The sequence below is a fragment of the Blastomonas natatoria genome (assembly GCF_003201955.1).
Taxonomy (GTDB): domain Bacteria; phylum Pseudomonadota; class Alphaproteobacteria; order Sphingomonadales; family Sphingomonadaceae; genus Blastomonas; species Blastomonas natatoria.
In genome coordinates, this window is sequence record NZ_QJJM01000001.1 from 487880 (window position 1) to 510605 (window position 22726).

A 22726-nucleotide genomic window follows, 5' to 3' on the forward strand; every position below is an offset into this window, starting at 1 on the left:
AGGATTTACCTGTATTGTGCAATCAAGGGAAGGACCTTCTAAGACGAGGCGATATCGAGCAATGATAAGACAGGATTTTTCCCTGCCCCGGTGCTATATGTCTCGCTCAGCATTCAACAGGGGACGCACCAATGGAAAGCCTGCTCATCAAGCCCGGTGCGGTGGATTTCTCGGTCATTCCGGATGTCCCCGCCGACACCTTTGTCGCCCCGCTCGTCCGCCCCGGCCATCTTGGCGAGGACTGGCTCGAACCGCAGCAGCGCCAGTACACCACGGAAGAACATGCCATCTGGGACGATCTGTTCGCGCAGCAAATGGACGTTTTGCCGGGCCGCGCGGCGAGCAGCTTCATGGCGGGGCTGGACCGGCTCGATCTGGGGCGCGGTGGCGTGCCTGATTTCGGGGCGCTCAGCGAGGAACTGCAGGCGATCACCGGCTGGTCCGTCGTCCCGGTGCCGATGCTGATCCCCGATCACGTCTTCTTCTATCACCTCGCCAACCGGCGCTTCCCGGCGGGCAATTTCATCCGATCGCGCGAGGAATTCCACTATATCTCCGAGCCGGACGTGTTCCACGACGTGTTCGGTCATGTGCCGATGCTGACCGATCCGGTCTATGCCGATTACATGCAGGAATATGGCCGTGCCGGGTGGAAGGCGCTGGCCTATAACCGGCTCAAGGCGCTGTCGGCGCTCTACTGGTACACAGTCGAGTTCGGGCTGATCCGCGAGGCCGATGGCATCAAGGCCTATGGCGCGGGCATCCTCTCCGGCCCGCTGGAGGCGAAATTCTCGGTCGAGGCGCAGTCGCCCAACCGCATCCACCTCGAAGTCGACCGGGTGATGCGCACCGATTATGTCATCTCGGACATGCAGCCGACCTATTTCGTCATCGACAGTTTCGAGGAGCTGTACCGCAAGACGGTCGAACGCAATTTCGACGACCTGTATCGCGCCCTGACGCCGGGTTTCACCTATTCCAACCAGGCGGTGCTGGGCGGCGACAAGGTCTATCACCTCGGCACCCAGGAATATGCCAATCGCGGCGGCAAGGGATCGGGCGCGCGCCCCGTCTGACCGCTGACACGATTGTCAGTTGCGTGAAGGGAGCGCGCCGGTCTAGCTTCAAGCCATGACCGAGATACGCCCCTTTACCATCGATGTGCCGCAATCCGCGATCGACGATCTTCAAGCCCGCATCCGTGCCGCCTGCTGGCCCGAGAAGGAACAGGTCGATGACTGGGACCAGGGCATTCCGCTCGCCGTGGTGCAGGATTTCGCGACCTATTGGGCCAAGCAGTACGACTGGCGCGCGTGCGAGGCGGCGCTCAACGCCCATCCCAATTTCCTGATCGAACTCGATGGGGTGGACATCCATTTCCTCCACATCCGTTCGCGCCATGAGGGCGCGCGACCGCTGATCCTGACGCATGGCTGGCCCGGATCGGTGCTGGAGTTCATGGAGGTGATCGAGCCGCTGACCAATCCGGCGGACCCGGCGGATGCGTTCCATCTCGTCATCCCCTCGCTGCCCGGCTTCGGCTTTTCGGGCAAGCCTACCGAGACGGGCTGGTCGATCACGAAGATCGCCGCCGCTTGGAATGACCTGATGCTCGCGCTCGGCTATGACCGCTATTTCGCGCAGGGCGGTGACTGGGGATCGGGCGTGACGCTGGAAATCGCGCGGCAGAATCTGGGCGCGTGCGCCGCTGTCCATTCGAACATGGTGCTGGCGCTGCCTGATCCTGCGACCCTGGGCAACCTGAGCGACCTGGAAAAGCGTGCTGCGGCGCGGATGCAATATTATCAGGAAAAGGAAAGCGGCTATTCATCGATCCAGAAGACGCGGCCGCAGACCATCGGCTATGCGCTCGCCGATTCTGCTGTCGGGCAGATGGCCTGGATCCTCGAAAAATTCCGCAACTGGTCAGACTGCGACGACGATTTCTCCGGCTTCAGCCGCGATGCGCTGCTCGACACGATCACGCTCTACTGGCTGACCAATTCGGCGGCCTCGTCGGCGCGGCTCTACTGGCACAGCTTCAACGCTATGGGCTTTGATCCGATCAGCCTTCCGACGGGCGGCACGATCTTTCCCAAGGAGCTGTTCCAGACCTCGCGCCGCTGGGCGGAGAAGCGCTTCAGCAATCTCATCTACTGGAACGAGGTGGAAAGAGGCGGGCATTTTGCGGCGCTCGAAGTGCCCGATATCTTCGTCGAGGAAGTGCGCGCCTGCTTCCGAAACGCCAGCCTCTGAACGAGAAACCCCGCCAGCACGGTTGCGCTGACGGGGCTTCCCATGTCCTGATCTGGCGAGATCAGTGTTTGGTGACCTGAACGCTCTGGATGTCCTGGGCACCAAGTTGCGCCTGTACACTGTCCTTGCCGACCAGATGCGCCGCGCCGACGGCCATGAACACCGTGCCCGGCCTGTTCATCCGCGCCTTGATCCATTCGACCCAATTGGCATTGCGATCGGTCAGCAGCGCGTCGTACAGGCCGGGATAGCTCTCCATGCCCTCGTTCATCAGCTTGTCGAGTGTAACGAGGTCGCCCTTGCCCCAGGCATCGACCAACGCATCGATCTGCGTCGTGATTTCCGGCACGCCATCCAGCGTCACGTCGAGGAACGCGACCTGCTCCTTGGTGCTGAGGCCGTCGAAGATGCCGAGCTGCTGCTCGACTGTTTCGAGCTGTCCGATCGATTTGTTCTGTGCCTTGGCAGCGGTCATCAGCACCTTCTCGGCCCCGCTGTTGAGGTCATAGCCCTGCATCATCAGCGGCAGCGTGGTGAGCGTGACGCTGGCATACCAGGGCTCAAACTGATCGAGCGCCACCGGGGGAATGTTGAGCGTGCCCAAAGTCTTCTCGTACTTGGTCAGCACAGGCGGGGTCAGCAGGCTGCGCAGCGTGATCCCTTGCGGGTTGGTGGCGAGCCTGTTGACGGTGGCCTGCATCGCGGTCGGGTCCGACGGCTCCTGCACTTCCAGGATCAGTTCGTCCGAGGCGTCGAAGGCGGTCTTGATATCGCCCTTGAGCCAGTTGAGGCCCGGCCGGAGCACGTGGACGGTGCCGAACAGATAGATTGTGGTGTCGGAATCGCGCACCACCCACATCGCCGGGTTGACGTCCTTCTTGGCCGGGGCTGGGGCGGGGCCAAGCGCTTCGGCCAGCGTCGTCGGCTGCTGCGCCAGCAGCGGTTCGCCGGCAAAGCCGATGGTGACGATGGCCGCGACGGCCAGCGTGGCAGCGCCGCTGCGCAGGGTCTTGAACAATTTTGTCATGAGGTCATCCTCTTCACTGGGGACTTTGGGGGGCGAGGCGTTAACGGAACTTGTACCAGACATAAGCGAGCACGTTGCTGATGAGGCCTGCTAGAAACAGCCAGAGCGCATCGGGCTCAGGCACGATTCCGCCCAACCACAGGGTGAACCAGGTCGGATAGCCGATCAGCATGATATTGCCTGCGACAACCATGGTCTTGGTGTGGATCACACGCTCCAGCTCGTCGGAGACCTGCATCAGCTTCCACGAACCATAAATTGAGGAAATGACAAACACGAAAGCGCTGAGCACCGCCAGCCAGGGAGGGATGCTGTGAGCGGTAAGGTGGCCCACATTTTCGTCCTCGAAAAAGCCGATGAGAAAGCCGGATACCATACCCACGCAGAATAGTGCGCCGACGACTATGTTGATCCGTTTTTGGCGCTGCTTGGCGCGTGCCTGCCAGTCGCTCTCAACCATGCTGGCCTCCGGTGAATTCATCATCGAATATCTCCTCGATATGCATGTCAAACAGCCGCGCGATCCGAAAGGCCAGTGGCAGCGACGGATCGTATTTCCCGGTCTCGATCGCGTTGACCGCCTGGCGCGAGACGTCGAGCCTCGCGCCGAGTTCGGCCTGGCTCCAGTCGCGTTCGGCGCGCAGCACCTTCAGACGGTTCTTCATGTCTTCCATCCGTGAGTCATCCTTGTGCACCTGCAGATACCGGCGCGGTCATGCGAGAACCAGATGGATCGGCATGATGCGCGCGGAGGTTCCAGACGAAGGCGCAGATCTTGCGTCTGATCCCTGGAGGCTGATCCATGCGCAGACGGCGCAGGTGAGCAGCACAAGTCCTGCTGCCCAGCCGTAAGCGCGGCGGGTGGCGATCGTCAGCAGCGGCGGGTCTGGCTTTTCCATCGGTGCATCCTGTCATTGCTCGCTGACCAAATGTCAGCTTACCCTGACTTTATGTCGTGATTCGCTGACCATGTCAAGTGACCCTGACTTAGTGCCAGTGTCGCATGACATCCGCTACGGAATGGCGCGGTTTTCGGTGGCTGGTCACCAGCCGGGCGCGCTGATACCCTCTCACTCAAAGACATCAGGGGAGAGACAGCATGGCGGACGAATCGGCCACCACCATCCACGCGCGCACCTGCCATTTGTGCGAAGCGAACTGCGGCGTGCTGATCGAGGTCCAGGGGCGCAAGGTCGTCTCGATCAAGGGCAATCCCGATCATGTGCTGTCGAGGGGCCATATCTGCCCCAAGGCGACCGCGCTCGCCGATCTGCAGGATGATCCCGACCGCCTGCGCCGCCCGGTCAAGCGCACCGAAAGCGGCTGGGAGGAAATCGACTGGGACACCGCGTTTGCCGAAATCGGCGCGCGCATGGCCGAGGTCACGGAGGGCGGCGGCCAGCCGGCGCTCTACATGGGCAACCCCAATGCGCACAACTACGCCACCGGCACGCAGACCGGGGTGCTGCGCAAGGCGCTGGGTGTGCGCACCCTTTATTCGGCCTCGACGCTCGACCAGATCCCGCACCAGCTCGTCCAGATGTGGATGTACGGGCACAATGCGCTGTTCCCGATCCCCGATATCGACCGCACGCAGTTCATGCTGATCATCGGCGGCAATCCGCTCGCCAGCAACGGCAGCGTGTGGACCGTGCCCGATGTGAAGAAGCGGCTGAAGGCGGTGCAGGCGCGGGGAGGGCAGGTGGTCGTGGTCGACCCGCGCCGCACCGAGACCGCGAAGATCGCCGACGCGCACTATTTCGTCCGCCCAGGCACCGATACCGCGCTGCTGCTTGCGCTGTTGAAGGCGCTCGACGAGGCGGGTCTGGTCGCGCCGGGACGGCTGGAGCCGATGCTGGACGAGGGCTGGGACGCGGCCTGGCAGGCGATTCGCGGCTTCGAGGTTGCGCCGCTCGCCGCGCATTGCGGCATCGACGAAAGCGTGATCCGCGACCTCGCGGCGAAGCTCGGCAGCGGTGATCCGGCTATCGTTTACGGCAGGATGGGCGTTTCCGTCACCGAGGCAGGCACGCTCAACCTCTGGCTCATCCAACTCCTGAACATCGCCACCGGCAATCTTGATCGCGAGGGCGGGGTGATGTTCTCCTCGCCGGTGATCGATCTGGTCGCGGGCGCGGGGCCGGGCACCTATGACCGGTTCCGCTCGCGCATCGGAAACCGGCCCGAGGTGATCAGCGAGTTTCCGTCCGCGCTGCTGCCAGAGGAGATAGCCACTCCCGGGGAGGGGCAGATTAAGGCTCTGGTCGTCATCTCGGGCAACCCGGCGCTGTCCGCCCCCGGAGCCTGGGGCGAGGCGCTGCCGCAGCTCGAGCTGATGGTGTCGATCGACATGTACGTCACCGCGACCAGCGCGCACGCGCATTACATTTTACCGCCGTGCGGGCCGCTCGAAAAGGATCATTATCCGCTGTTGCTGGGCCCGATCGCCATCCGCAACTATGCCGATTATTCCGCGCCGACGCTGCCGATGGAGGAGGGGGCGAAGGCCGATTGGGAAATCGTGGCGGAACTGGCGCGTGCGATCCTGGCGGCGAAGGGCGAGGCGGTGCCCAATATCGTGCCGCCGCGCGCAGTGCTCGCCTCGATGCTCGCGCGTTCGGATTACAAGGTGACGCTGGAGGAACTGGAGGCCAACCCCAATGGCGTGGATTTCGGGCCGCATGTGGAGCGTCTGCCCGAGCGGTTGCAGACGCCCGACAAGCGCATCGCCTGCGCGCCGCCGCTCTGTCTCGAGGCGCTGGAGCAATGGCGCGTTCATCTCGAAGCCATGCCCGCTGACCAGTTGCTGCTGATCGGGCGGCGGCATGTTCGCAACAACAACAGCTGGCTCCACAACAGCCCGCGCCTCGCCAAGGGGCCGGACCGTTGCACCGCGATGATCCATCCCGACGATGCGGCAGCGCACGGCATCGCGACGGGCGATCAGGTGCGCGTGACCAGCCGCGTGGGATCGGTCCAGCTCGCCGCCGAGGTCAGCGAGGATGTGATGCGGGGCGTCATCTCGATCCCGCACGGCTTCGGCCAGGACAAGCCGGGGACGCGGCTCTCGGTCGCGGCGAGGCGTCCGGGCGTGTCGCTCAACGATCTCACCGATCCGGCGGCGATGGACCCGATCTCGGGCAATGCCGTACTGAATGGCACCCCGGTGATGCTGGAGCGAGTGGAGCAGGCGGTCGCGGCGGAATAGTTTTTATTCCCTAACCGTTATCGTCAAACCCGCGAAAGCGGAGGTCCCGCTTCCTTCAGACCTGAGCGCATAAGCGGGATTCCCACGTTCGCGGGAATGACGACCATTGGGTTGGCAAAGCTCAACTAAACCCCCTGACACCAAGCCTGAATCACCAGTCCCTTGACCCGCGCCCCTCCATCCGCCAAAGCGCGGCGCATATTTTTGCAACTGCGAAGGCCGGACGTTTGAGCGAGCAAAGCCTTTCCTTTCAGGACATGATCCTGACCCTGCACCGGTTCTGGAGCAGCCATGGCTGCCTGATCCTGCAGCCCTATGACATGCCGATGGGCGCGGGCACCTTCCACACCGCGACGACGTTGCGCGCGCTGGGCCCCGATCCGTGGAACGCCGCGTTCGTCCAGCCCTGCCGCCGCCCGACCGATGGTCGCTATGGTGAAAATCCCAACCGGCTGCAGCATTATTACCAGTATCAGGTGATCCTCAAGCCCTCGCCGGGCGACATCCAGCAGCTCTATCTCGACAGCCTGACCGCGATCGGCGTCGATCCGCTGCTGCACGACATCCGCTTTGTCGAGGACGACTGGGAAAGCCCGACGCTGGGCGCCTGGGGCCTGGGCTGGGAGGTCTGGTGCGACGGCATGGAGGTGACGCAGTTCACCTATTTCCAGCAGATGGGCGGCTTTGATTGCAAGCCGGTGGCGGGCGAGCTGACCTATGGGCTTGAGCGGCTCGCAATGTACATCCAGGGCAAGGACAGCGTGTACGATCTCGATTTTAATGGCCGGGGCGTCACCTATGGCGATGTGTTCCTCGAGAACGAACGCCAGATGAGCGCGTGGAATTTCGAGCATGCGAACACCGAAAGCCTGTTCGATGCGTTCAAGAAGGCCGTTGCCGAGTGCGAGAACTGTCTCGACGCCAAGCTGCCGATCCCGGCCTATGAGCAGGCGATCCAGGCGAGCCATGTCTTCAACCTGCTCCAGGCGCGCGGCGTGATTTCGGTCGCCGAGCGCCAGGCCTATATGGGCCGCGTGCGCGACCTCGCGAAGGGCAGCTGCCAGGCGTGGATGGAGAAGAATGGGTGGGCGGCGTGATGGTGCGAACCTCCAACCACCGTCACCCTGAACTTGTTTCAGGGTCCATCGGGCACCCAGCGCCTTCGCCCTGTCGGCTTCAGGACGGTCGATGGATGCTGAAACAAGTTCAGCATGACGGGGTTTGCGAAATGGGCCAGGAGCGCGCGGCATGACCGACTTCCTGCTCGAACTCCTCTCCGAGGAAATCCCCGCGCGGATGCAGGCGAAAGCCCGTGCCGACCTGGAAAAGCTGTTCGCCGATCAGCTCGCCGCTGCGGGGCTGAAGGCGGAGAGCCTGCAGACCTGGTCCACCCCGCGCCGCCTCGCATTGATCGCGCGCGGGCTGCCCGAGACGACGCAAGCGGTATCCGAGGAGCTCAAGGGTCCCCCCGCCGACGCGCCCGATGCTGCGGTCGAAGGCTTTTTGCGCAAGGCGGGGCTGACCCGCGACGCGCTCGAAACCCGTGACGTCAAGGGCCGCGCGACGCTGTTCGCGGTGATCGACAAGCCGGGCCGCGCGACTGCCGATGTGCTGTCCGAAGCCATCCCCGCGATCGTCCGCGCCTTTCCCTGGCCCAAGTCGATGCGCTGGGGTGCGGCGAGCCAGACCACGGAATCGCTGCGCTGGGTGCGTCCGCTCCAGGGCATCATCGCGCTCTTGGGCGGCTATGTCGTGCCGTGCGAGGTCGACGGCCTGGTTGCGGGCAACACGACTGTCGGCCACCGCTTCCACCACCAGGGCGCGGTCACCGTGTCGGGTGTCGAGGATTATGCCGATGTGCTGCGCGCGGCTTATGTGATCGTCGATCATGAGGAGCGTGCGAAGATCATCCGCGACGGCGCGGCCAAGGCTGCGGCGGACGCGGGCTTCGCGCTGATCGAGGACGAGGGGCTGGTGGTCGAGAATGCCGGACTCACCGAATGGCCGGTGCCGCTGCTCGGCCGTTTCGACCCGGCGTTTCTTGAGGTTCCGCCTGAGGTCATCCAGCTAACCGCCCGGGTGAACCAGAAATATTTCGTGGTGCAGGATGCGCGCGGCGCGCTCGCCCCGGCTTTCGTCTGCACCGCCAACATCGCCGCGCATGACGGCGGCCAGGCGATCGTCGCGGGCAACGAGAAGGTGCTGGCGGCGCGGCTCTCCGATGCGCGATTCTTCTGGGAACTTGACCAGAAGAAGACGCTGGAACAGCATGCCGAGAAGCTGAAGGCCATCGTCTTCCACGAAAAGCTGGGCACGGTGGCCGACAAGGTCGAGCGCGTCGCCAAGCTCGCCCGCTGGCTGTGCGAAGAGGGGATCATAAAGCCCTCGCCCCTTCAGGGGAGAGGAGGGAGCCGCGAAGCGGCGGAAGGAGAGGGGCAGTCGCCCACCTCTGCGCAGTCCCCCCTCCCAACCCTCCCCTCTGAAGGGGAGAGGGCCGAGTTGGCAAATCTCGCCGAACAGGCTGCCCGCCTGTGCAAGGCCGATCTCGTCACCGAGATGGTCGGAGAATTCCCCGAACTTCAGGGGCTTATGGGCGGTTATTACGCGGTCAAGGAAGGTCTCGATACCCAGGTCGCCGCCGCCATCCGCGACCATTACAAGCCGGTCGGGCAGGGCGATGACGTGCCGAATGCGCCGGTGACGGTGGCGGTAAGTCTGGCGGATAAGCTGGATACGATTGCTGGGTTCTTTTTTGAAGAGATGCCGCCCACAGGATCGCGTGATCCTTTTGCCCTTCGACGTGCCGCGCTTGGGGTATGGACGACTATATCAGCCAATGGTTTGCGACTGCATTTGCAGACCGCTTTGACGCTTGCAATTGCATTTTACGGCAAGCGAATTGGGGCGGCTGGTGCAGACTTGGTGAAAGCTTATCGAGCAGCAAAGGAAGCTGCCGGTTTGGAATTTACTGACGCTGATCTGGCCGAAGCGCGGGCCGCATTCATCAGCAATAATCTTTCTGATGAGGCTAAATCAGCCATGATTGTCGGAAGGGTCAGGCCTGCGGTTACCGCAATTCTCGACTTCTTCGCCGACCGCCTCAAGGTCCAGCAGCGCGAGGCCGGCGTCCGTCACGACCTCATCGACGCGGTGTTCGCGCTCGGGGGCGAGGACGATCTCGTTCGCCTCCTCGCGCGGGTGAAGGCGTTGCAGGGCTTTGTCGAAACGGGCGAGGGGACGAACCTGCTTGCCGGGTACAAGCGTGCGGCGAACATCCTCAAGAAGGAAGAAGCGCCCTCTCCCCTTCAGGGGAGAGGGAGGAGCCGCGAAGCGGCGGAGGGAGAGGGGCAGTCGCCGACCTCTGCGCAGGCCCCCCTCCCAACCCTCCCCCCTGAAGGGGAGAGGGCTTTGCAGCACGAACCCGCCGAAATCGCGCTGATCGACGCTCTCGATAAGGCCGAAGCGGCGGCGGACGATGCTATCGCGGCGGAGGATTTCGAAGGCGCGATGGCCGCGCTTGCAGAGCTGCGCGCACCGATCGATGCGTTTTTCGAGAGCGTCACCGTCAACGATGCCGATCCCGCCAAGCGCGAAGCGCGGCTCAATCTGCTCGCGCGGTTCCGCGCTGCGGTTCACCGGGTCGCCGATTTTTCGAAGATCGAGGGATAATCTCGACCGACAACCCCTTCAAACACAGACAGGCTGAAGCTGATGACCAAATATGTGTACCGGTTCGGTGGCGGCGCCAATGATGGCGGTGCTGGCAACAAGAACCTGCTGGGCGGCAAGGGCGCGAACCTTGATGGCATGGCGTCGATCGGCCTGCCGGTGCCTCCGGGCTTCACCATCAGCACTGAAATGTGCACCCGCTATTATCAGGATGGCGAGGTCTTTCCCGACAGCTTGAAGGCCGAAGTCGCCGATGGCCTCGCGCATATCGAGGGCGTGACCGGCAAGAAGTTCGGCGATGCCGCCGATCCGCTGCTCGTCTCGGTCCGCTCGGGCGCGCGCGTTTCCATGCCCGGCATGATGGACACGGTGCTCAACCTCGGCCTCAACGATGCGACCGTTCAGGGCCTCGCCCAGGTCTCGGGCGACGAGCGGTTCGCGTGGGACAGCTACCGCCGCTTCGTCCAGATGTATTCGGACGTGGTGCTGGGCCTCGACCATGATGCGTTCGAGGAAGCCTTGGAAATCATGAAGGAAGACAATGGCTTCTTCAGCGATACCGAGATGGAGGCGAAGCACTGGAAGGCGCTGGTCGGCGAATACAAAACGCTGGTTGAGGACCAGTGGGGCAAGCCCTTCCCGCAGGATGTGCATGACCAGCTCTGGGGCGCGATCAGCGCCGTGTTCGGCTCATGGCAGTCGGAACGCGCCAAGGTCTATCGCCGCCTGAACGACATTCCCGCCGAATGGGGCACCGCGGTCAACGTGCAGGCGATGGTGTTCGGCAATATGGGCGACACTTCGGCCACCGGCGTTGCGTTCACGCGCAACCCCGCGACCGGCGAGAATGTCTATTATGGCGAGTTCCTGATCAACGCGCAGGGCGAGGACGTGGTGGCGGGCATCCGCACGCCGCAATACCTGACCAAGGCCGCGCGCGAGGAAGCGAACGCCAAGCCGCTGAGCATGGAAGAGGCGATGCCGGAGACCTATGCCGAGCTGGCGCGCGTGTTCGACATTCTCGAAACGCATTATCGCGACATGCAGGACATCGAGTTCACCGTCGAACGCGGCAAGCTGTGGATGCTGCAGACCCGATCGGGCAAGCGCACCGCCAAGGCGGCGCTGCGCATCGCGGTCGAAATGGCGAGCGAAGGCCTGATCACCGAGGAAGAGGCGATCGCGCGTGTCGATCCGATGGCGCTCGACCAGCTTCTCCACCCCTCGCTCGATCCGTCGGCCACGCGCGACGTGCTGACCAAGGGGCTTCCGGCCTCGCCGGGTGCGGCGAGCGGCATCATCGTGTTCGACGCGGATACGGCAGAGCGCCGCAACGAGATGGGCGATGCGGTCATCCTGGTGCGCATCGAGACCAGCCCCGAGGACATTCACGGCATGCACGCCGCCAGGGGCATCCTGACCGCGCGCGGCGGCATGACCAGCCACGCGGCGGTGGTGGCGCGTGGCATGGGCCGGCCCTGCGTCTCGGGCGCGGGCAGCCTGTCGATCGACAACAAGGAGCGCGTTCTGCGCATCGGCAAGCGCGAGCTGCGCGAGGGCGACACGATCACCATCGACGGCACCTCGGGCGAGGTGATGCTGGGCGAGGTGCCCACCGTGCAGCCCGAGCTCGTCGGCGATTTCGGCGTGCTGATGGGCTGGGCCGACAAGGTCCGCCGCCTCAAGGTGCGCACCAATGCTGAGACGCCCGAGGATTGCCGCGTCGCGCGCGATTTCGGCGCGGAGGGCATCGGTCTGTGCCGCACCGAGCACATGTTCTTCGAGGCGAGCCGCATCACCTCGGTGCGCCAGATGATCCTCGCCGAGGACGAGGCTGGCCGCCGCGCGGCGCTCGAAAAGCTGCTGCCCGAACAGCGCGGCGACTTCCACAGCATCTTCGAGGTGATGGCGGGCTTGCCCGTGACCATCCGCCTGCTTGACCCGCCGCTGCACGAATTCCTGCCGCATAGCGAGAGCGAGTTTGCCGAAGTCGCCGAGGCCGCTGGTGTCGGCGTTGAGGTGCTGAAGCGCCGCGCCAACGAACTGCACGAGTTCAACCCGATGCTCGGCCATCGCGGCTGTCGTCTCGGCGTGACCTATCCCGAAATCTACGAGATGCAGGCGCGCGCGATCTTCGAGGCGGCATGCGATGTCGCCGAAAAGAGCGGCGCGGCCCCGATCCCCGAAGTGATGATCCCGCTGGTCGCGACCAAGCGCGAGCTCGAGCTGATGAAGAAGGTCGTCGATACGGCTGCCGAACTGGTGTTCGCCGAAAAGGGTCGCCGCATCGAATATCTGGTCGGCACGATGATCGAACTGCCGCGCGCGGCGCTGATGGCCGATGAAATCGCCGAGGTTGGCGAGTTCTTCAGCTTCGGCACCAACGACCTCACGCAGACGACGCTCGGCGTTAGCCGCGACGATGCGGGGCGGTTCCTCACGCAATATGTCGACAAGGGCATTTTCGCGCGTGATCCGTTCGTCAGCCTCGATGTCGAAGGCGTCGGTCAGCTGATCGAGATCGCGGTGGAAAAGGGCCGCAAGACCCGTGATGGCATCAAGCTCGGCATTTGCGGCGAGCATGGCGGCGACCCGGCGAGTATCGCGTTCTGCGAGCAGGCCGGGCTCGATTATGTGAGCGCTTCGCCCTATCGGGTGCCGATCGCGCGGCTGGCAGCAGCGCAGGCGGCGCTGAAAAAGGGCTGAGCGAGCGCTCTCCCGCTTCCCTTGAAGCCCTCCCCCTTGATGGGGGAGGGTAGGGTGGGGGTGATCGCCCCGGATTGCGCAGTTGGTTTTCCTGCGCGCGGCCGCGCCGAGACGCACCATCACCCCCACTGCTGCGACTAGGCCGCAAGCGGCCAAGTCTCGCTGCCTCCCCCATCAAGGGGGAGGGGCGACGGTGGGCGCATACTGCCATTCCCCTGTGCAGGCAGGGGGCCATCTCCCGACGGTTGCCGGATCTGCAGCTGTTGCGCCGCACGCGCGGGCAGGTGATGGGCCCCTGCCTGCGCAGGGAACCGGCTAGCGCACGCTGCTGATACCAGCCCACAAGCGCATCCCCCTTGCCATTGCCCCCAAACTCACGGCATAGGCCCTGTCAAAATATAACAGGGAGAGGGACGCCATGTCGCCTGGGTTGCGCTATGGATTGATGCTGGTTGCGGGCCTCGCGATCGGCACGGGGACTGCGGTCGCTCAACTGCGCCAGAGCTTTGCTGCGATGGGGATCGAGAACGGCCCCTGGCGCACCGGCGAGAAGGTGGGCACCGCCGATGCCAGCGTCGCTACCCGCGCTACCGTGGCGCTCCGGGGCCTGCTCGCCCTGCCAGAACGCGAGGCGATCTATTTCAACGCTGCCGTTGACAGCCAGGGCCGCAAGCTTATCGGCAAATGCGCCTATCGCGTCAGCGGCGGTACGATCGATGCTCGCTGGTGGAGCCTGACGCTGTACGACAGCAAGGGCTATCTGATCCCCAATCCGGCGAGCGTTCATTCTGTCGGCAGCGCAGCGATCGCCCCCGATGAGGCAGCCAACTGGACAGTCGATGTCGCGGCCAAGCGCACTGGCGCGCACTGGATCGCGATGCCCGACGATCAACCGTTCGAGCTGACCCTGCGCGCCTATCATCCCTCGCGGCAATTGCGGGCGGAGCGTGGGCGCGCGCCGCTTCCCCGCATCGAACGCGGGGAGTGCCGCGCATGAGCCGGTGGATCGGACCCATTGTCGTTGCGGTGATCGCCGCGCTCGCCGCCTGGTATGCCACGCTGGCCGCCACTCCGACGGTGATCATGGACCGTGCCTGGGAGCGGCTGGCCGAGCAGGCGGGCTATAACAGGATGGCACACACGCCGCTGGTCACCGCCGATCACCAGACGATCGTGCGGCCGAGCCCGGATCTCGCCTATTCGATCTGCGCGTTCGACCTCAGCCAGTCGCCGCTCGAGGTCATGGCCAATCCGGTGCCCGATCATTACTGGTCGCTCACGGTGTTCGACAGCGTGACCGATGTTGCATTCGTTGAGAGTGATCGCGACACCAAGGGCGCGCCGATCCGCGTCGTGCTGGCGACGGCGGACCAGCAGGTGCCCAAGGGCGCGCGCAAGATCGTGATGCCCGATGCCAGGGGTGTCGCGCTGATCCGCGTGCTGCTGAAAAGCCGGGGCGAGATCGGCGCGGTCGATGCGTATCGCAAGCAGTCGTTCTGCCGTCCCCTCAAAGGCTGAGCCGTCATTCCCGCGAACGCGGGAATCCCCTTGTGCGCTGCCGTGAGCCAAGAAAGCGGGACCCCCGCCTTCGCGGGGGTGACGACAGGCTGCAAGTCACTGACACGGATGTCAGGAAAATCGCTGCACGCCCTAGACAAGCGCCACAGACCTCTTCATATCTCCATTTAACCGAACGATTAAACGAGGCGGCGAATCCCAACGCGGCCCGGATCGAACGCGCTAGAGGAGAGAGACATGGCAACCCGTCCTACCGCTGCCGAGCTGGCGGACTATGAGGCCCAGGCCGATGCCTGGTTCCGCGAGAACACGCCCAAGGACCCCGGCTTCATGCTGCCGCTGACCTTCATGGAGGTGAGCACCGATCAGCAGTTCGAGTTCCTCTGCGCCTGGCAGCGCAAGGTGTACGAGGCGGGCTATCTCGGCGCGAGCTGGCCGACCGAATATGGCGGCGGCGGGATGCATCCCGATTTCCAGCGCATCGCCACCAAGGTGATGAAGAAATATGACGGCCCGATCATGCTCAACGCGATCGGCATCGGCTGGGCCGGTCCGCTGATCCTCGATATCGGCAGCGAGGAAGAGAAGAAGAAATATATCAAGGGGATGCTGAGCGCAGAGGATATCTGGTGCCAGGGTTTCTCCGAGCCCGAAAATGGCTCCGACCTCGGCAACGCACAATTGAAGGCCGTCCGTGACGGCGATGAATATGTGCTCAACGGCTCGAAGATCTGGACCTCGCTGGGCGACCGCGCGAAATACATGATCCTGCTCGCGCGCACCTCGAACGAGGGGCCGAACAAGTACGCGGGCCTCAGCTTCTTCCTCGCGCCGATGCATGCTCCAGGCATCGAGACGCGGCGGATCAAGAAGCTCACCGGCGAATATGGCTTCGTCCAGTGCTTCTTCACCGATGCGCGCATCCCCGCCGAGTGCCTGATGGGCAAGGAGGGCGACGGCTGGCAGATCGCGATGAAGACGCTCGAGTACGAGCGCGGCGCCAAGGTGAACCTCGCCGGCGGCTATTTCCTCAAGGAGCTCGACGCGATGGGCGTGGTCGAACTGGCGCGCCAGTCGCAGCGCGGCGGCAAGGCGCTGCTCGACGATCCGGTGATGAAGGACCGGATGATCGATTTCATGATCGACATTCAGGCGCTCAACCTCAACAACCAGCGCCGCCGCATGGGGCCGCTGGTGCAGGACCGCCCGATGGGCCTCGCGCTGATGAACAAGCTCGCGCGCACCGAGATGATCCGCGAACTGACCGAATTCTCGCTGTCCTTCCAAGGCACGCGCGGCGGCTATTATGTCGACGATCCGTGCGCGGTCGACAATGGCTATTGGCACCGCAGCTACTTGAACAGTTTCTCCGCCACGATCGGCGGCGGCACGTCCGAAATCCAGCGCAACATCGTCGCCGAGCATGTGCTTGGCCTGCCCAAAGGACGCTAAGAGATGGCTTTCAGCGAAGAAAATCTCGCCAATCATCTCGGCGGCCTGGGCTATAGCGAAGAGCAGATCGAGCTGATGGACGTCGCCACCAGCTTCTGCCGCGACAAGTCGCCGATCGACAAGGTGCGCAAGCTGATGGCGGACGAGCGCGGCTATGACGCGCAAGTCTGGCAGGAGATTGCCGAACTGGGCTGGCTCGGCATCGCCATTCCCGAGGCACATGGCGGCGTCGGCCTGTCGATGGCCGAGGTTGCGCCCATCGCCGAGCAGATGGGGCGGCGGCTGCTGACCACGCCGTTTGCGACCTGCACCGTCGCGGCGCAGGCGCTGCTCGCGGCGGGCGATGAGGTGCAGTGCGGCGAATGGCTGCCGCGCATCGTCGCGGGCGAGATCGCGACGCTGGCGCTGTCCGAACCGCATGGCGACTGGACGCTCTCCCATGTCGAGGCGACTGCGAAGCCCAACGGAGATGGATATGCGCTCAGCGGTACCAAGCAGTTCGTCGCCTATGCCAAGGACGCGGCTTTGGTCATCGCGACGGTGAATGTCGATGGTGCTGTGCGGCTGGCGCTGATCGAGCAGTCGGCCATTCCCGATGGCGCATTGCGCCGCGAGATCATCGTCGACGAGACCCGGCGCACCTATGAGCTGACATTGGACGGGATCACCATCCCGGCCTCCGCGCTGCTCGATGCGGGCCGCTCGGCCACCGCCCTCGGCCAGATCGAGCTGGCGAGCGCGCTGCTCCAGGCGGCGGAAATGTGCGGCGGCACGCAAAGCGCGATCGACTACACGGTCGAATATCTGAAGACCCGCAAACAGTTCGGCAAGCTGATCGGCGAATATCAGGCGCTCAAGCACCCGATCACCAATGCCTATGTGGCCTATGAAAAGGCGCGTTCGCACATGCTCAGCGCCGCGCACAATTTCGGCCAGCAAGGCGTGGGCGAGATCGCGGTGCGCATGGCCAAGGCGAGCGCCGACAAGGCCTACAGCTTCGCCGCCGACCGCGCGGTGCAGTTCCATGGCGGCTTCGGCTTCACGCACGATTGCGATGCCGGGCTCTACCGCCGCAGCGCCATCTGGCACGCCAGCCAGTTCGGCGACGCCGCCTGGCACCGGGCAAAGCTGGCCGATCTTTTGTTCTGATGACCTCACCCCAACCCCTCCGCTCAAGGGGAGGGGCTTTTCAGGGAGATTTTGCATGTCCGAAGTTTTGACCCTCGCCGATGATGGCGTCCTCATCATCACCATCAACCGGCCCGAGGCCAAGAATGCGGTCAACCGCGCGGTGGCCGAAGGCGTCGCTGCGGCGATGGAAGAACTGGACGCCAATGACGCGCTGCGGGTCGGCATCATCAAGGGCGCGGGCGGAACCTTCTGCTCGGGCATGGACTTGAAGGCGTTCCTGACCGGCGAGCTGCCGATGGTGAAGGGCAAGGGCTTCGCCGGCTTTGTCGAATCCCCACCGAAGAAGCCGCTGATCGCTGCGGTCGATGGTTATGCGCTCGCGGGCGGCATGGAGGTCGCAATCACCTGCGACCTGCTCGTTGCCAACAGTAAGGCGCAGTTCGGCATTCCCGAGACCAAGCGCGGTCTCGCGGCTGCGGCGGGCGGCCTGATGCGCCTGCCGCGCCAGATTCCGCCGCGCATCGCGATGGAATTGGCTCTGACCGGTGATTTCATCTCGGCCCAGCGCGGCTACGAGATCGGTTTCGTCAACCGCGTGGTCGAGACGCCCGCGATCGACGGCGCGCTCGAACTGGCGCACAAGATCAGCGCCAACGGTCCGCTCGCGGTGCGCGTCTCCAAGCAGGTGATCGTCGAATCGCGTGGCTGGAGCGATGCGGAAATGTGGGCAAAGCAGCAGGAAATCGTCGGCCCGGTGATGACCTCGCAGGACGCGCGCGAGGGCGCTGCGGCGTTCGCCCAGAAGCGCGCGCCGAACTGGACGGGGAAGTGATCCGGCATTGTTGGGACACTGCCTGAGGAAGAGGGTGACGAGTATCTCTATGTTTACGCGTTTTTGGGCGAGCCCAATGGCCTGAAATATGTCGCCGAACCGCCGATGCTCGACACACCAGCGCCGCTGGGCGTGCTCATGCCCGATCTGGCGCGCTCGCTCTGGTATGATGGCATCCCCGACCCGAAGGGTGGCCCCCCGGTGCGCGTGGAAATGCCGCGCGATATGTGGATGGGGGACTGTGCGGAATAGCGGACGTTACCAAGTCAGCGAGATAGTCGCCGCACTGACGATAGAGGCGCAGAGCAACATTGCGATGCCATTCTTCTTTTCGGGTAGCCTGAGTCCCTCCCGCGCTATCAACTGCCAATAGGGTATCCATAGGGAGACGAGCAGGACCATTGAACAAAAGGCTGCGATGGCAATTGCGACCTGCACTGTACTGGCTCCAAATGCGATTATTGGACAGCCGGATTATCTTTGAAATTCTCGTATCTACAAGCCCTGAATTGGGCGCTCTGGCTCACGCCCCTTCGGTTTCTGGTGCGTGATGGATCCAGAAACAAATTCAGGATTACGGGCAATAGTTTGAACCTTTAGCGCACTCTCCCCTCCCGTTTGCGGGAGGAAAGAGGGGTTGCGGCTTCCCGATGAGCCCTCCACCCCACCAGCCCCGCCGCTATCTGTTGCGCTGCAGCAGACCTTCGGCTATGGGCGCGCCAGCAACAGGCGTGCCGGTGGACGGCGTGTCCGCGACCATCCCCCTGATACAGGCTCCATTTCATGTCCCTTCGCAATATCGCCATCATCGCGCACGTCGATCATGGCAAGACCACCCTTGTCGACCAGCTGTTCCGCCAGTCCGGCACCTTCCGCGATAACCAGCGCGTCGAAGAGCGCGCGATGGATTCGAACGACCTGGAAAAGGAACGCGGCATCACGATCCTGGCCAAGTGCACCTCGATCGAATGGGACAATGCCGGCGAGAAGACGCGGATCAACATCGTCGACACCCCGGGCCACGCCGATTTCGGTGGCGAGGTGGAGCGCATCCTCTCGATGGTCGATGGCGTGATCCTGCTGGTCGATGCTGCTGAGGGCGCGATGCCGCAGACCAAGTTCGTCACCGGCAAGGCGCTCGCGCTCGGCCTGAAGCCGATCGTCGTCGTCAACAAGATCGACCGTCCCGATGGCCGCCCGCAGGAAGTGCTGGACGAGGTGTTCGACCTGTTCGTGTCGCTCGACGCCAATGACGAGCAACTCGACTTCCCCGTGCTCTTCGCTTCGGGCCGCAACGGCTATTGCGGTGACAGCCCGGAAGTCCGCGAAGGAACGCTGCAGCCGCTGTTCGAGAAGATCGTCGGCCATGTGCCCGCGCCCAGCGCCGATCCCGACGGTCCGTTCAAGTTCCTGGTCACGCTGCTCGACCGCGACAATTTCCTCGGCCGCATCCTCACCGGCCTGGTCGCCAGCGGCACGGTGAAGACCAACCAGCAGATCCACGCGCTCGACCCCGATGGCAACATCGTCGAAGCGGGCCGCGCCTCGAAGATCATGGCGTTCCGCGGGCTGGAGCGCGTTCCGGTGGAGCAGGCGAACGCGGGCGACATCATCTCGATCGCCGGCCTCACCACCGCAACCGTCGCCAACACCATCTGCGACACGTCCGTCACCGAGCCGCTGCACGCGCAGCCGATCGATCCGCCGACCCTGTCGATGCGCTTTGCGGTGAACGACAGCCCGTTTGCGGGCCGCGAGGGTACCAAGGTAACCAGCCGCATGATCCGCGACCGCCTGATGCGCGAAGCCGAATCGAACGTCGCGATCAAGATCACCGAATCGGCCGACAAGGACAGCTTCGAGGTTGCCGGGCGCGGCGAATTGCAGCTCGGCGTGCTGATCGAGACGATGCGCCGCGAAGGCTTCGAGCTCGGCATCTCGCGTCCGCGCGTGCTGTTCGGCGAGGACGAGAACGGCAACCGTACCGAGCCTTATGAAACCGTCGTCATCGACGTGGACGACGAGCATTCTGGCACGGTCGTCGAGAAGATGGCGCTGCGCAAGGCCGAGATGACCGACATGCGCCCCTCGGGCGGCGGCAAGACCCGCATCACCTTCAGCGCGCCCTCGCGCGGGCTGATCGGCTATCATGGCGAATTCCTGTCCGACACGCGCGGCACCGGCATCATGAACCGCCTGTTCGAGAAATACGGACCGTACAAGGGCGCGATCGCGGGCCGTCCGGTCGGCGTGCTGATCTCCAACGGCACCGGCGACACGGTGGGCTATGCGCTCAACGCGCTGGAAGATCGCGGCAGCCTGTTCATCGGATCTGGCGTGCCCGTCTATGAGGGCATGATCATCGGCGAGAATGCCAAGCCCGAAGACCTCGAGGTCAACCCGATGAAGTCGAAGCAGCTGACGAATTTCCGTTCGACCGGCAAGGACGACGCCATCCGCCTGACCCCGCCGCGCCTGATGAGCCTGGAACAGGCCATCGCCTATATCGACGACGACGAAATGGTCGAGGTAACGCCCAAGACCATCCGCCTGCGCAAGCGCTTCCTTGACCCCAACGAGCGCAAGAAGCAGAGCCGGAAGAAGGAAGCGGCATAAGTCACGCCTTCAGCAGAATATCGAAAGGGCCGGTGCAGCGATGCGCCGGCCTTTTTTTGGCCCTGCGGTGATGATGAAGAGATGAAAAGAACAGAATTGGTGGATCGTTACACAAGCCTGTCATGATCCGGCGACATGTAGAAATCTGCCAGATTCAAAGAACTTGAACCGAACTTGCTTTCGCATTGCAATCGGGGTTGCTTCCGGCGCAGATAAGCGAAGCATGTCTATCGGATGCCTCAGGGGGGTGCATGACGGGGAGATTAGCGCGAGCCGGATTGGCAATTGCTGCCGGACTGATGGCGAGTGCCGGGGGTGCGCAGGACGGTACCGTAATCGCCTCGGCGGAAACAAGCCAGGTGCCCTATGACGCTGCGGTCTTTGCCAGGTCCCCGCTGCTGCAATCGCCCAAGCTGTCGCCGGATGGTCAGCGCCTGCTGTTCTCGACGCGCAGAGATGGCAAGCTGTTCATCGTGTTCCGTTCACTGACCGACCCCGAGCTCAAGCCGGTGCTGGTGCCGGAGAAAATGGATCTCAACTGGTACCGCTGGGCTGGCAACAACCGCATTCTGATCAGCGTGTCGCAGACGGTTCCGTGGTTCGGGGACGAAGCCCGCAAGTCCGTGCTGATGGCTGTCGATACAGCCACGATGAAGATCAATTTCATCGGTCATGCCACGCAGGGGCTGGAGGGGGACGATCTGCTCTATGTCGACCCCAGCGGGGACTGGGCGTTGTTGTCGCTCCAGGAAACGGCTTACGACTATCCCGCCGTGTTCAAGGTGCGCTTCGACACGGGCAGGCTGTCCCAAGTCCAGGTCCCGATTGACAATATCTGGGAATGGTATGCCGATAACAGCGGCGTTGTCCGGATTGGTATCAGCTATGGATCGCAAAAGTGGACGCTGCATTATCGCGAGGTCGAAAAGGGAAAATGGAAAAAGCTGGTCAGCGCCAATTATGACGACGAAAGCTCGGCCGGATTAATCGAAGCCCTCCGGGTGATCAGCGGCACGGACAAGGGCTATGTACTGGCTGCGCCCCGCAACGGCAAATATGCCCTGCACAAATATGATTTCGCCACACAAACGATCGGCGACCGCGTGTTCGGCCTCGATCAATACGATATCGATGATTTCGACCTGAATGCGGACGGCACCCCTGCAGCGGTCTATTACACCGACGATCGCCCGCGCGTGCGCTGGTTTGACCCCGCACAGCAGGCGCTGCAGGATGATGTCGAAAAAGCTCTTGGGTCGAAGCACGGCACGCTGGTCTCCAGCAGCCGCGATGGCCGGATCAAGCTATACCATGTCGGCGCATCGAACGATCCGGGGAGCTATTACGCCTTTCAGGAGGCCACTGGCTCCATGTCGTTGCTGTTTCGGATCAACGGCGATCTGCAGCCCGGCAGGCTGAGCCCGAGCAGTTATGTCAATTACAAGTCGCGCGACGGGTTGTCGATCTACGGCAATCTGACCTTGCCCAGAGGCGTGGCGCCCAGGGGACTGCCGCTCATCATCCTGCCGCATGGCGGCCCTTACGGCATTCGCGATGTTCTGGGATATGATCCTGAGGTGCAATTTCTGGCCAGTCGTGGCTACGCCGTTTTCCAGCCCAATTACCGGGGATCGGGGGGATATGGAGACGCCCATGTGAAAGCGGGGGAAGGCGCCATAGGGCGCCAGATGCAAGACGACCTCGACGATGGCATGGACTGGCTGGTCAGGGAAGGCATTGTGGATGCTGGCCGTGTCTGTGTGGTGGGTTCATCCTATGGGGGTTATGCCGCGTTGTGGGCAGTCACGCGCAATCCCGAACGCTATCGTTGCGCAGCCAGTTTTGCCGGGGTGACGGACTGGAAGCTCATGCTGAAATATGACGCCAAGTTTCTCAGCCGCACGGGGCTGCGCAGGTTTCGCAACAAGGTGCAGGGTGACGAGTCCTTCGACCTCGATACCGTGTCGCCATTTGCACAGGTTCAAAGGCTGACACGCCCTGTGCTGGTGGCTCAGGGTGAGGACGATACCGTCGTGCCAGCCAAGCAGGCAAAAGCCTATGTCGCTGCGCTCAAGGCCCATGGCAAAGCGCACGAATATGCGAGCTATCGCGACGAGGGCCACGGGCTGGACGATCCCGCCAATCTCACCGACTGGCTGCGCCGGCTGGAAGCCTTTCTTGCGGAGCACAACCCGGCCTAGAGCGTTTTCACATTGCGCGAAAACGCTCTTGTTTTCTGATGCCGCATTTTCCCAGCCGTTGACCGTAAGCGGTCAACTTGAAAATGCTCCAGCTTGGCGACCGGGGCCGG

Annotated in this window: 18 protein-coding genes; 14 read left to right on the forward strand and 4 right to left on the reverse strand. The window is 63.4% G+C overall.

Going from position 1 to position 22726, the window contains the following annotated elements:
• The first annotated feature begins 131 nt into the window (after positions 1–131).
• Both phhA and C7451_RS02500 read left to right on the forward strand, forming a co-directional pair.
• On the forward strand, positions 132–1076 hold the full coding sequence (gene phhA, locus C7451_RS02495) for a phenylalanine 4-monooxygenase (protein WP_110297362.1): 945 nt from the start codon (positions 132–134) through the stop codon (positions 1074–1076).
• Between the two features lie 55 nt (positions 1077–1131).
• Entirely contained in the window at positions 1132–2256 is a 1125-nt protein-coding gene (locus C7451_RS02500; protein ID WP_110297363.1) for an epoxide hydrolase family protein, read from the forward strand.
• Positions 2257–2317: 61 nt separating this feature from the next.
• Here the strand turns inward: C7451_RS02500 and C7451_RS02505 are convergent, their stop codons facing one another.
• The 4 genes from C7451_RS02505 to C7451_RS02520 are packed head-to-tail and all read right to left on the reverse strand — an operon-like array spanning position 2318 to position 4182.
• Positions 2318–3283 carry a TraB/GumN family protein gene (locus C7451_RS02505; RefSeq protein ID WP_110297364.1) on the reverse strand — a complete coding sequence of 322 codons (966 nt, stop codon included), beginning with the start codon at positions 3281–3283 and terminating at the stop codon, positions 2318–2320.
• A 40-nt stretch (positions 3284–3323) separates the two neighbouring features.
• Positions 3324–3767, reverse strand: coding sequence for a hypothetical protein (locus C7451_RS02510; protein ID WP_146215271.1), 444 nt, complete (start codon positions 3765–3767; stop codon positions 3324–3326).
• Positions 3736–3948 (reverse strand): helix-turn-helix transcriptional regulator, encoded by a 213-nt coding sequence (locus tag C7451_RS02515; protein ID WP_110297445.1) that lies wholly within the window; start codon positions 3946–3948, stop codon positions 3736–3738. Before C7451_RS02515 ends, C7451_RS02510 begins: the two co-directional genes overlap by 32 nt.
• Before the next feature lie 48 nt (positions 3949–3996).
• Positions 3997–4182 (reverse strand): hypothetical protein, encoded by a 186-nt coding sequence (locus C7451_RS02520; protein ID WP_110297366.1) that lies wholly within the window; start codon positions 4180–4182, stop codon positions 3997–3999.
• A 200-nt stretch (positions 4183–4382) separates the two neighbouring features.
• Here C7451_RS02520 and C7451_RS02525 point away from each other — a divergent pair, with 200 nt between their 5' ends.
• From C7451_RS02525 to C7451_RS02580, 12 genes are all read left to right on the forward strand, one after another.
• On the forward strand, positions 4383–6491 hold the full coding sequence (locus C7451_RS02525; protein ID WP_110297367.1) for a molybdopterin oxidoreductase family protein: 2109 nt from the start codon (positions 4383–4385) through the stop codon (positions 6489–6491).
• A gap of 257 nt (positions 6492–6748) precedes the next feature.
• Complete coding sequence (locus C7451_RS02530) at positions 6749–7588, forward strand: glycine--tRNA ligase subunit alpha (RefSeq protein WP_110297368.1); 840 nt, start codon at positions 6749–6751, stop codon at positions 7586–7588.
• A gap of 151 nt (positions 7589–7739) precedes the next feature.
• Positions 7740–10160, forward strand: coding sequence for a glycine--tRNA ligase subunit beta (gene glyS, locus C7451_RS02535; RefSeq protein ID WP_110297369.1), 2421 nt, complete (start codon positions 7740–7742; stop codon positions 10158–10160).
• 42 nt (positions 10161–10202) lie between these two features.
• A complete protein-coding gene (ppdK, locus tag C7451_RS02540) occupies positions 10203–12866 on the forward strand; it encodes a pyruvate, phosphate dikinase (protein ID WP_110297370.1) in 2664 nt (887 codons plus the stop codon).
• A gap of 418 nt (positions 12867–13284) precedes the next feature.
• Positions 13285–13863, forward strand: a complete 579-nt coding sequence (locus C7451_RS02545; RefSeq protein WP_110297371.1) for a DUF1214 domain-containing protein — start codon at positions 13285–13287, stop codon at positions 13861–13863.
• Positions 13860–14384 carry a DUF1254 domain-containing protein gene (locus tag C7451_RS02550; protein WP_110297372.1) on the forward strand — a complete coding sequence of 175 codons (525 nt, stop codon included), beginning with the start codon at positions 13860–13862 and terminating at the stop codon, positions 14382–14384. Before C7451_RS02545 ends, C7451_RS02550 begins: the two co-directional genes overlap by 4 nt.
• A gap of 237 nt (positions 14385–14621) precedes the next feature.
• Positions 14622–15836: an acyl-CoA dehydrogenase family protein gene (locus C7451_RS02555; protein ID WP_110297373.1), complete on the forward strand. Its 1215-nt coding sequence runs from the start codon at positions 14622–14624 to the stop codon at positions 15834–15836.
• Between the two features lie 3 nt (positions 15837–15839).
• Positions 15840–16985, forward strand: a complete 1146-nt coding sequence (locus C7451_RS02560) for an acyl-CoA dehydrogenase family protein (RefSeq protein ID WP_110297374.1) — start codon at positions 15840–15842, stop codon at positions 16983–16985.
• Between the two features lie 55 nt (positions 16986–17040).
• A complete protein-coding gene (locus tag C7451_RS02565; protein WP_110297375.1) occupies positions 17041–17799 on the forward strand; it encodes a crotonase/enoyl-CoA hydratase family protein in 759 nt (252 codons plus the stop codon).
• Positions 17800–17862: 63 nt separating this feature from the next.
• Positions 17863–18051, forward strand: a complete 189-nt coding sequence (locus C7451_RS02570) for a hypothetical protein (RefSeq protein ID WP_110297376.1) — start codon at positions 17863–17865, stop codon at positions 18049–18051.
• Between the two features lie 531 nt (positions 18052–18582).
• Entirely contained in the window at positions 18583–20415 is a 1833-nt protein-coding gene (gene typA / locus C7451_RS02575; protein ID WP_110297377.1) for a translational GTPase TypA, read from the forward strand.
• Between the two features lie 251 nt (positions 20416–20666).
• Positions 20667–22616 carry an alpha/beta hydrolase family protein gene (locus tag C7451_RS02580; protein ID WP_110297378.1) on the forward strand — a complete coding sequence of 650 codons (1950 nt, stop codon included), beginning with the start codon at positions 20667–20669 and terminating at the stop codon, positions 22614–22616.
• Positions 22617–22726 lie beyond the last annotated feature (110 nt).

What these genes read in the sequence shown, in the direction of transcription:
- phhA (WP_110297362.1), top strand. Translation starts at nt 132, where the DNA reads ATGGAAAGCCTGCTCATCAAGCCCGGTGCGGTGGATTTCTCGGTCATT.
- C7451_RS02500 (WP_110297363.1), top strand. Translation starts at nt 1,132, where the DNA reads ATGACCGAGATACGCCCCTTTACCATCGATGTGCCGCAATCCGCGATC.
- C7451_RS02505 (WP_110297364.1), bottom strand. Translation starts at nt 3,283, where the DNA reads ATGACAAAATTGTTCAAGACCCTGCGCAGCGGCGCTGCCACGCTGGCC.
- C7451_RS02510 (WP_146215271.1), bottom strand. Translation starts at nt 3,767, where the DNA reads ATGATGAATTCACCGGAGGCCAGCATGGTTGAGAGCGACTGGCAGGCA.
- C7451_RS02515 (WP_110297445.1), bottom strand. Translation starts at nt 3,948, where the DNA reads ATGAAGAACCGTCTGAAGGTGCTGCGCGCCGAACGCGACTGGAGCCAG.
- C7451_RS02520 (WP_110297366.1), bottom strand. Translation starts at nt 4,182, where the DNA reads ATGGAAAAGCCAGACCCGCCGCTGCTGACGATCGCCACCCGCCGCGCT.
- C7451_RS02525 (WP_110297367.1), top strand. Translation starts at nt 4,383, where the DNA reads ATGGCGGACGAATCGGCCACCACCATCCACGCGCGCACCTGCCATTTG.
- C7451_RS02530 (WP_110297368.1), top strand. Translation starts at nt 6,749, where the DNA reads ATGATCCTGACCCTGCACCGGTTCTGGAGCAGCCATGGCTGCCTGATC.
- glyS (WP_110297369.1), top strand. Translation starts at nt 7,740, where the DNA reads ATGACCGACTTCCTGCTCGAACTCCTCTCCGAGGAAATCCCCGCGCGG.
- ppdK (WP_110297370.1), top strand. Translation starts at nt 10,203, where the DNA reads ATGACCAAATATGTGTACCGGTTCGGTGGCGGCGCCAATGATGGCGGT.
- C7451_RS02545 (WP_110297371.1), top strand. Translation starts at nt 13,285, where the DNA reads ATGTCGCCTGGGTTGCGCTATGGATTGATGCTGGTTGCGGGCCTCGCG.
- C7451_RS02550 (WP_110297372.1), top strand. Translation starts at nt 13,860, where the DNA reads ATGAGCCGGTGGATCGGACCCATTGTCGTTGCGGTGATCGCCGCGCTC.
- C7451_RS02555 (WP_110297373.1), top strand. Translation starts at nt 14,622, where the DNA reads ATGGCAACCCGTCCTACCGCTGCCGAGCTGGCGGACTATGAGGCCCAG.
- C7451_RS02560 (WP_110297374.1), top strand. Translation starts at nt 15,840, where the DNA reads ATGGCTTTCAGCGAAGAAAATCTCGCCAATCATCTCGGCGGCCTGGGC.
- C7451_RS02565 (WP_110297375.1), top strand. Translation starts at nt 17,041, where the DNA reads ATGTCCGAAGTTTTGACCCTCGCCGATGATGGCGTCCTCATCATCACC.
- typA (WP_110297377.1), top strand. Translation starts at nt 18,583, where the DNA reads ATGTCCCTTCGCAATATCGCCATCATCGCGCACGTCGATCATGGCAAG.
- C7451_RS02580 (WP_110297378.1), top strand. Translation starts at nt 20,667, where the DNA reads ATGACGGGGAGATTAGCGCGAGCCGGATTGGCAATTGCTGCCGGACTG.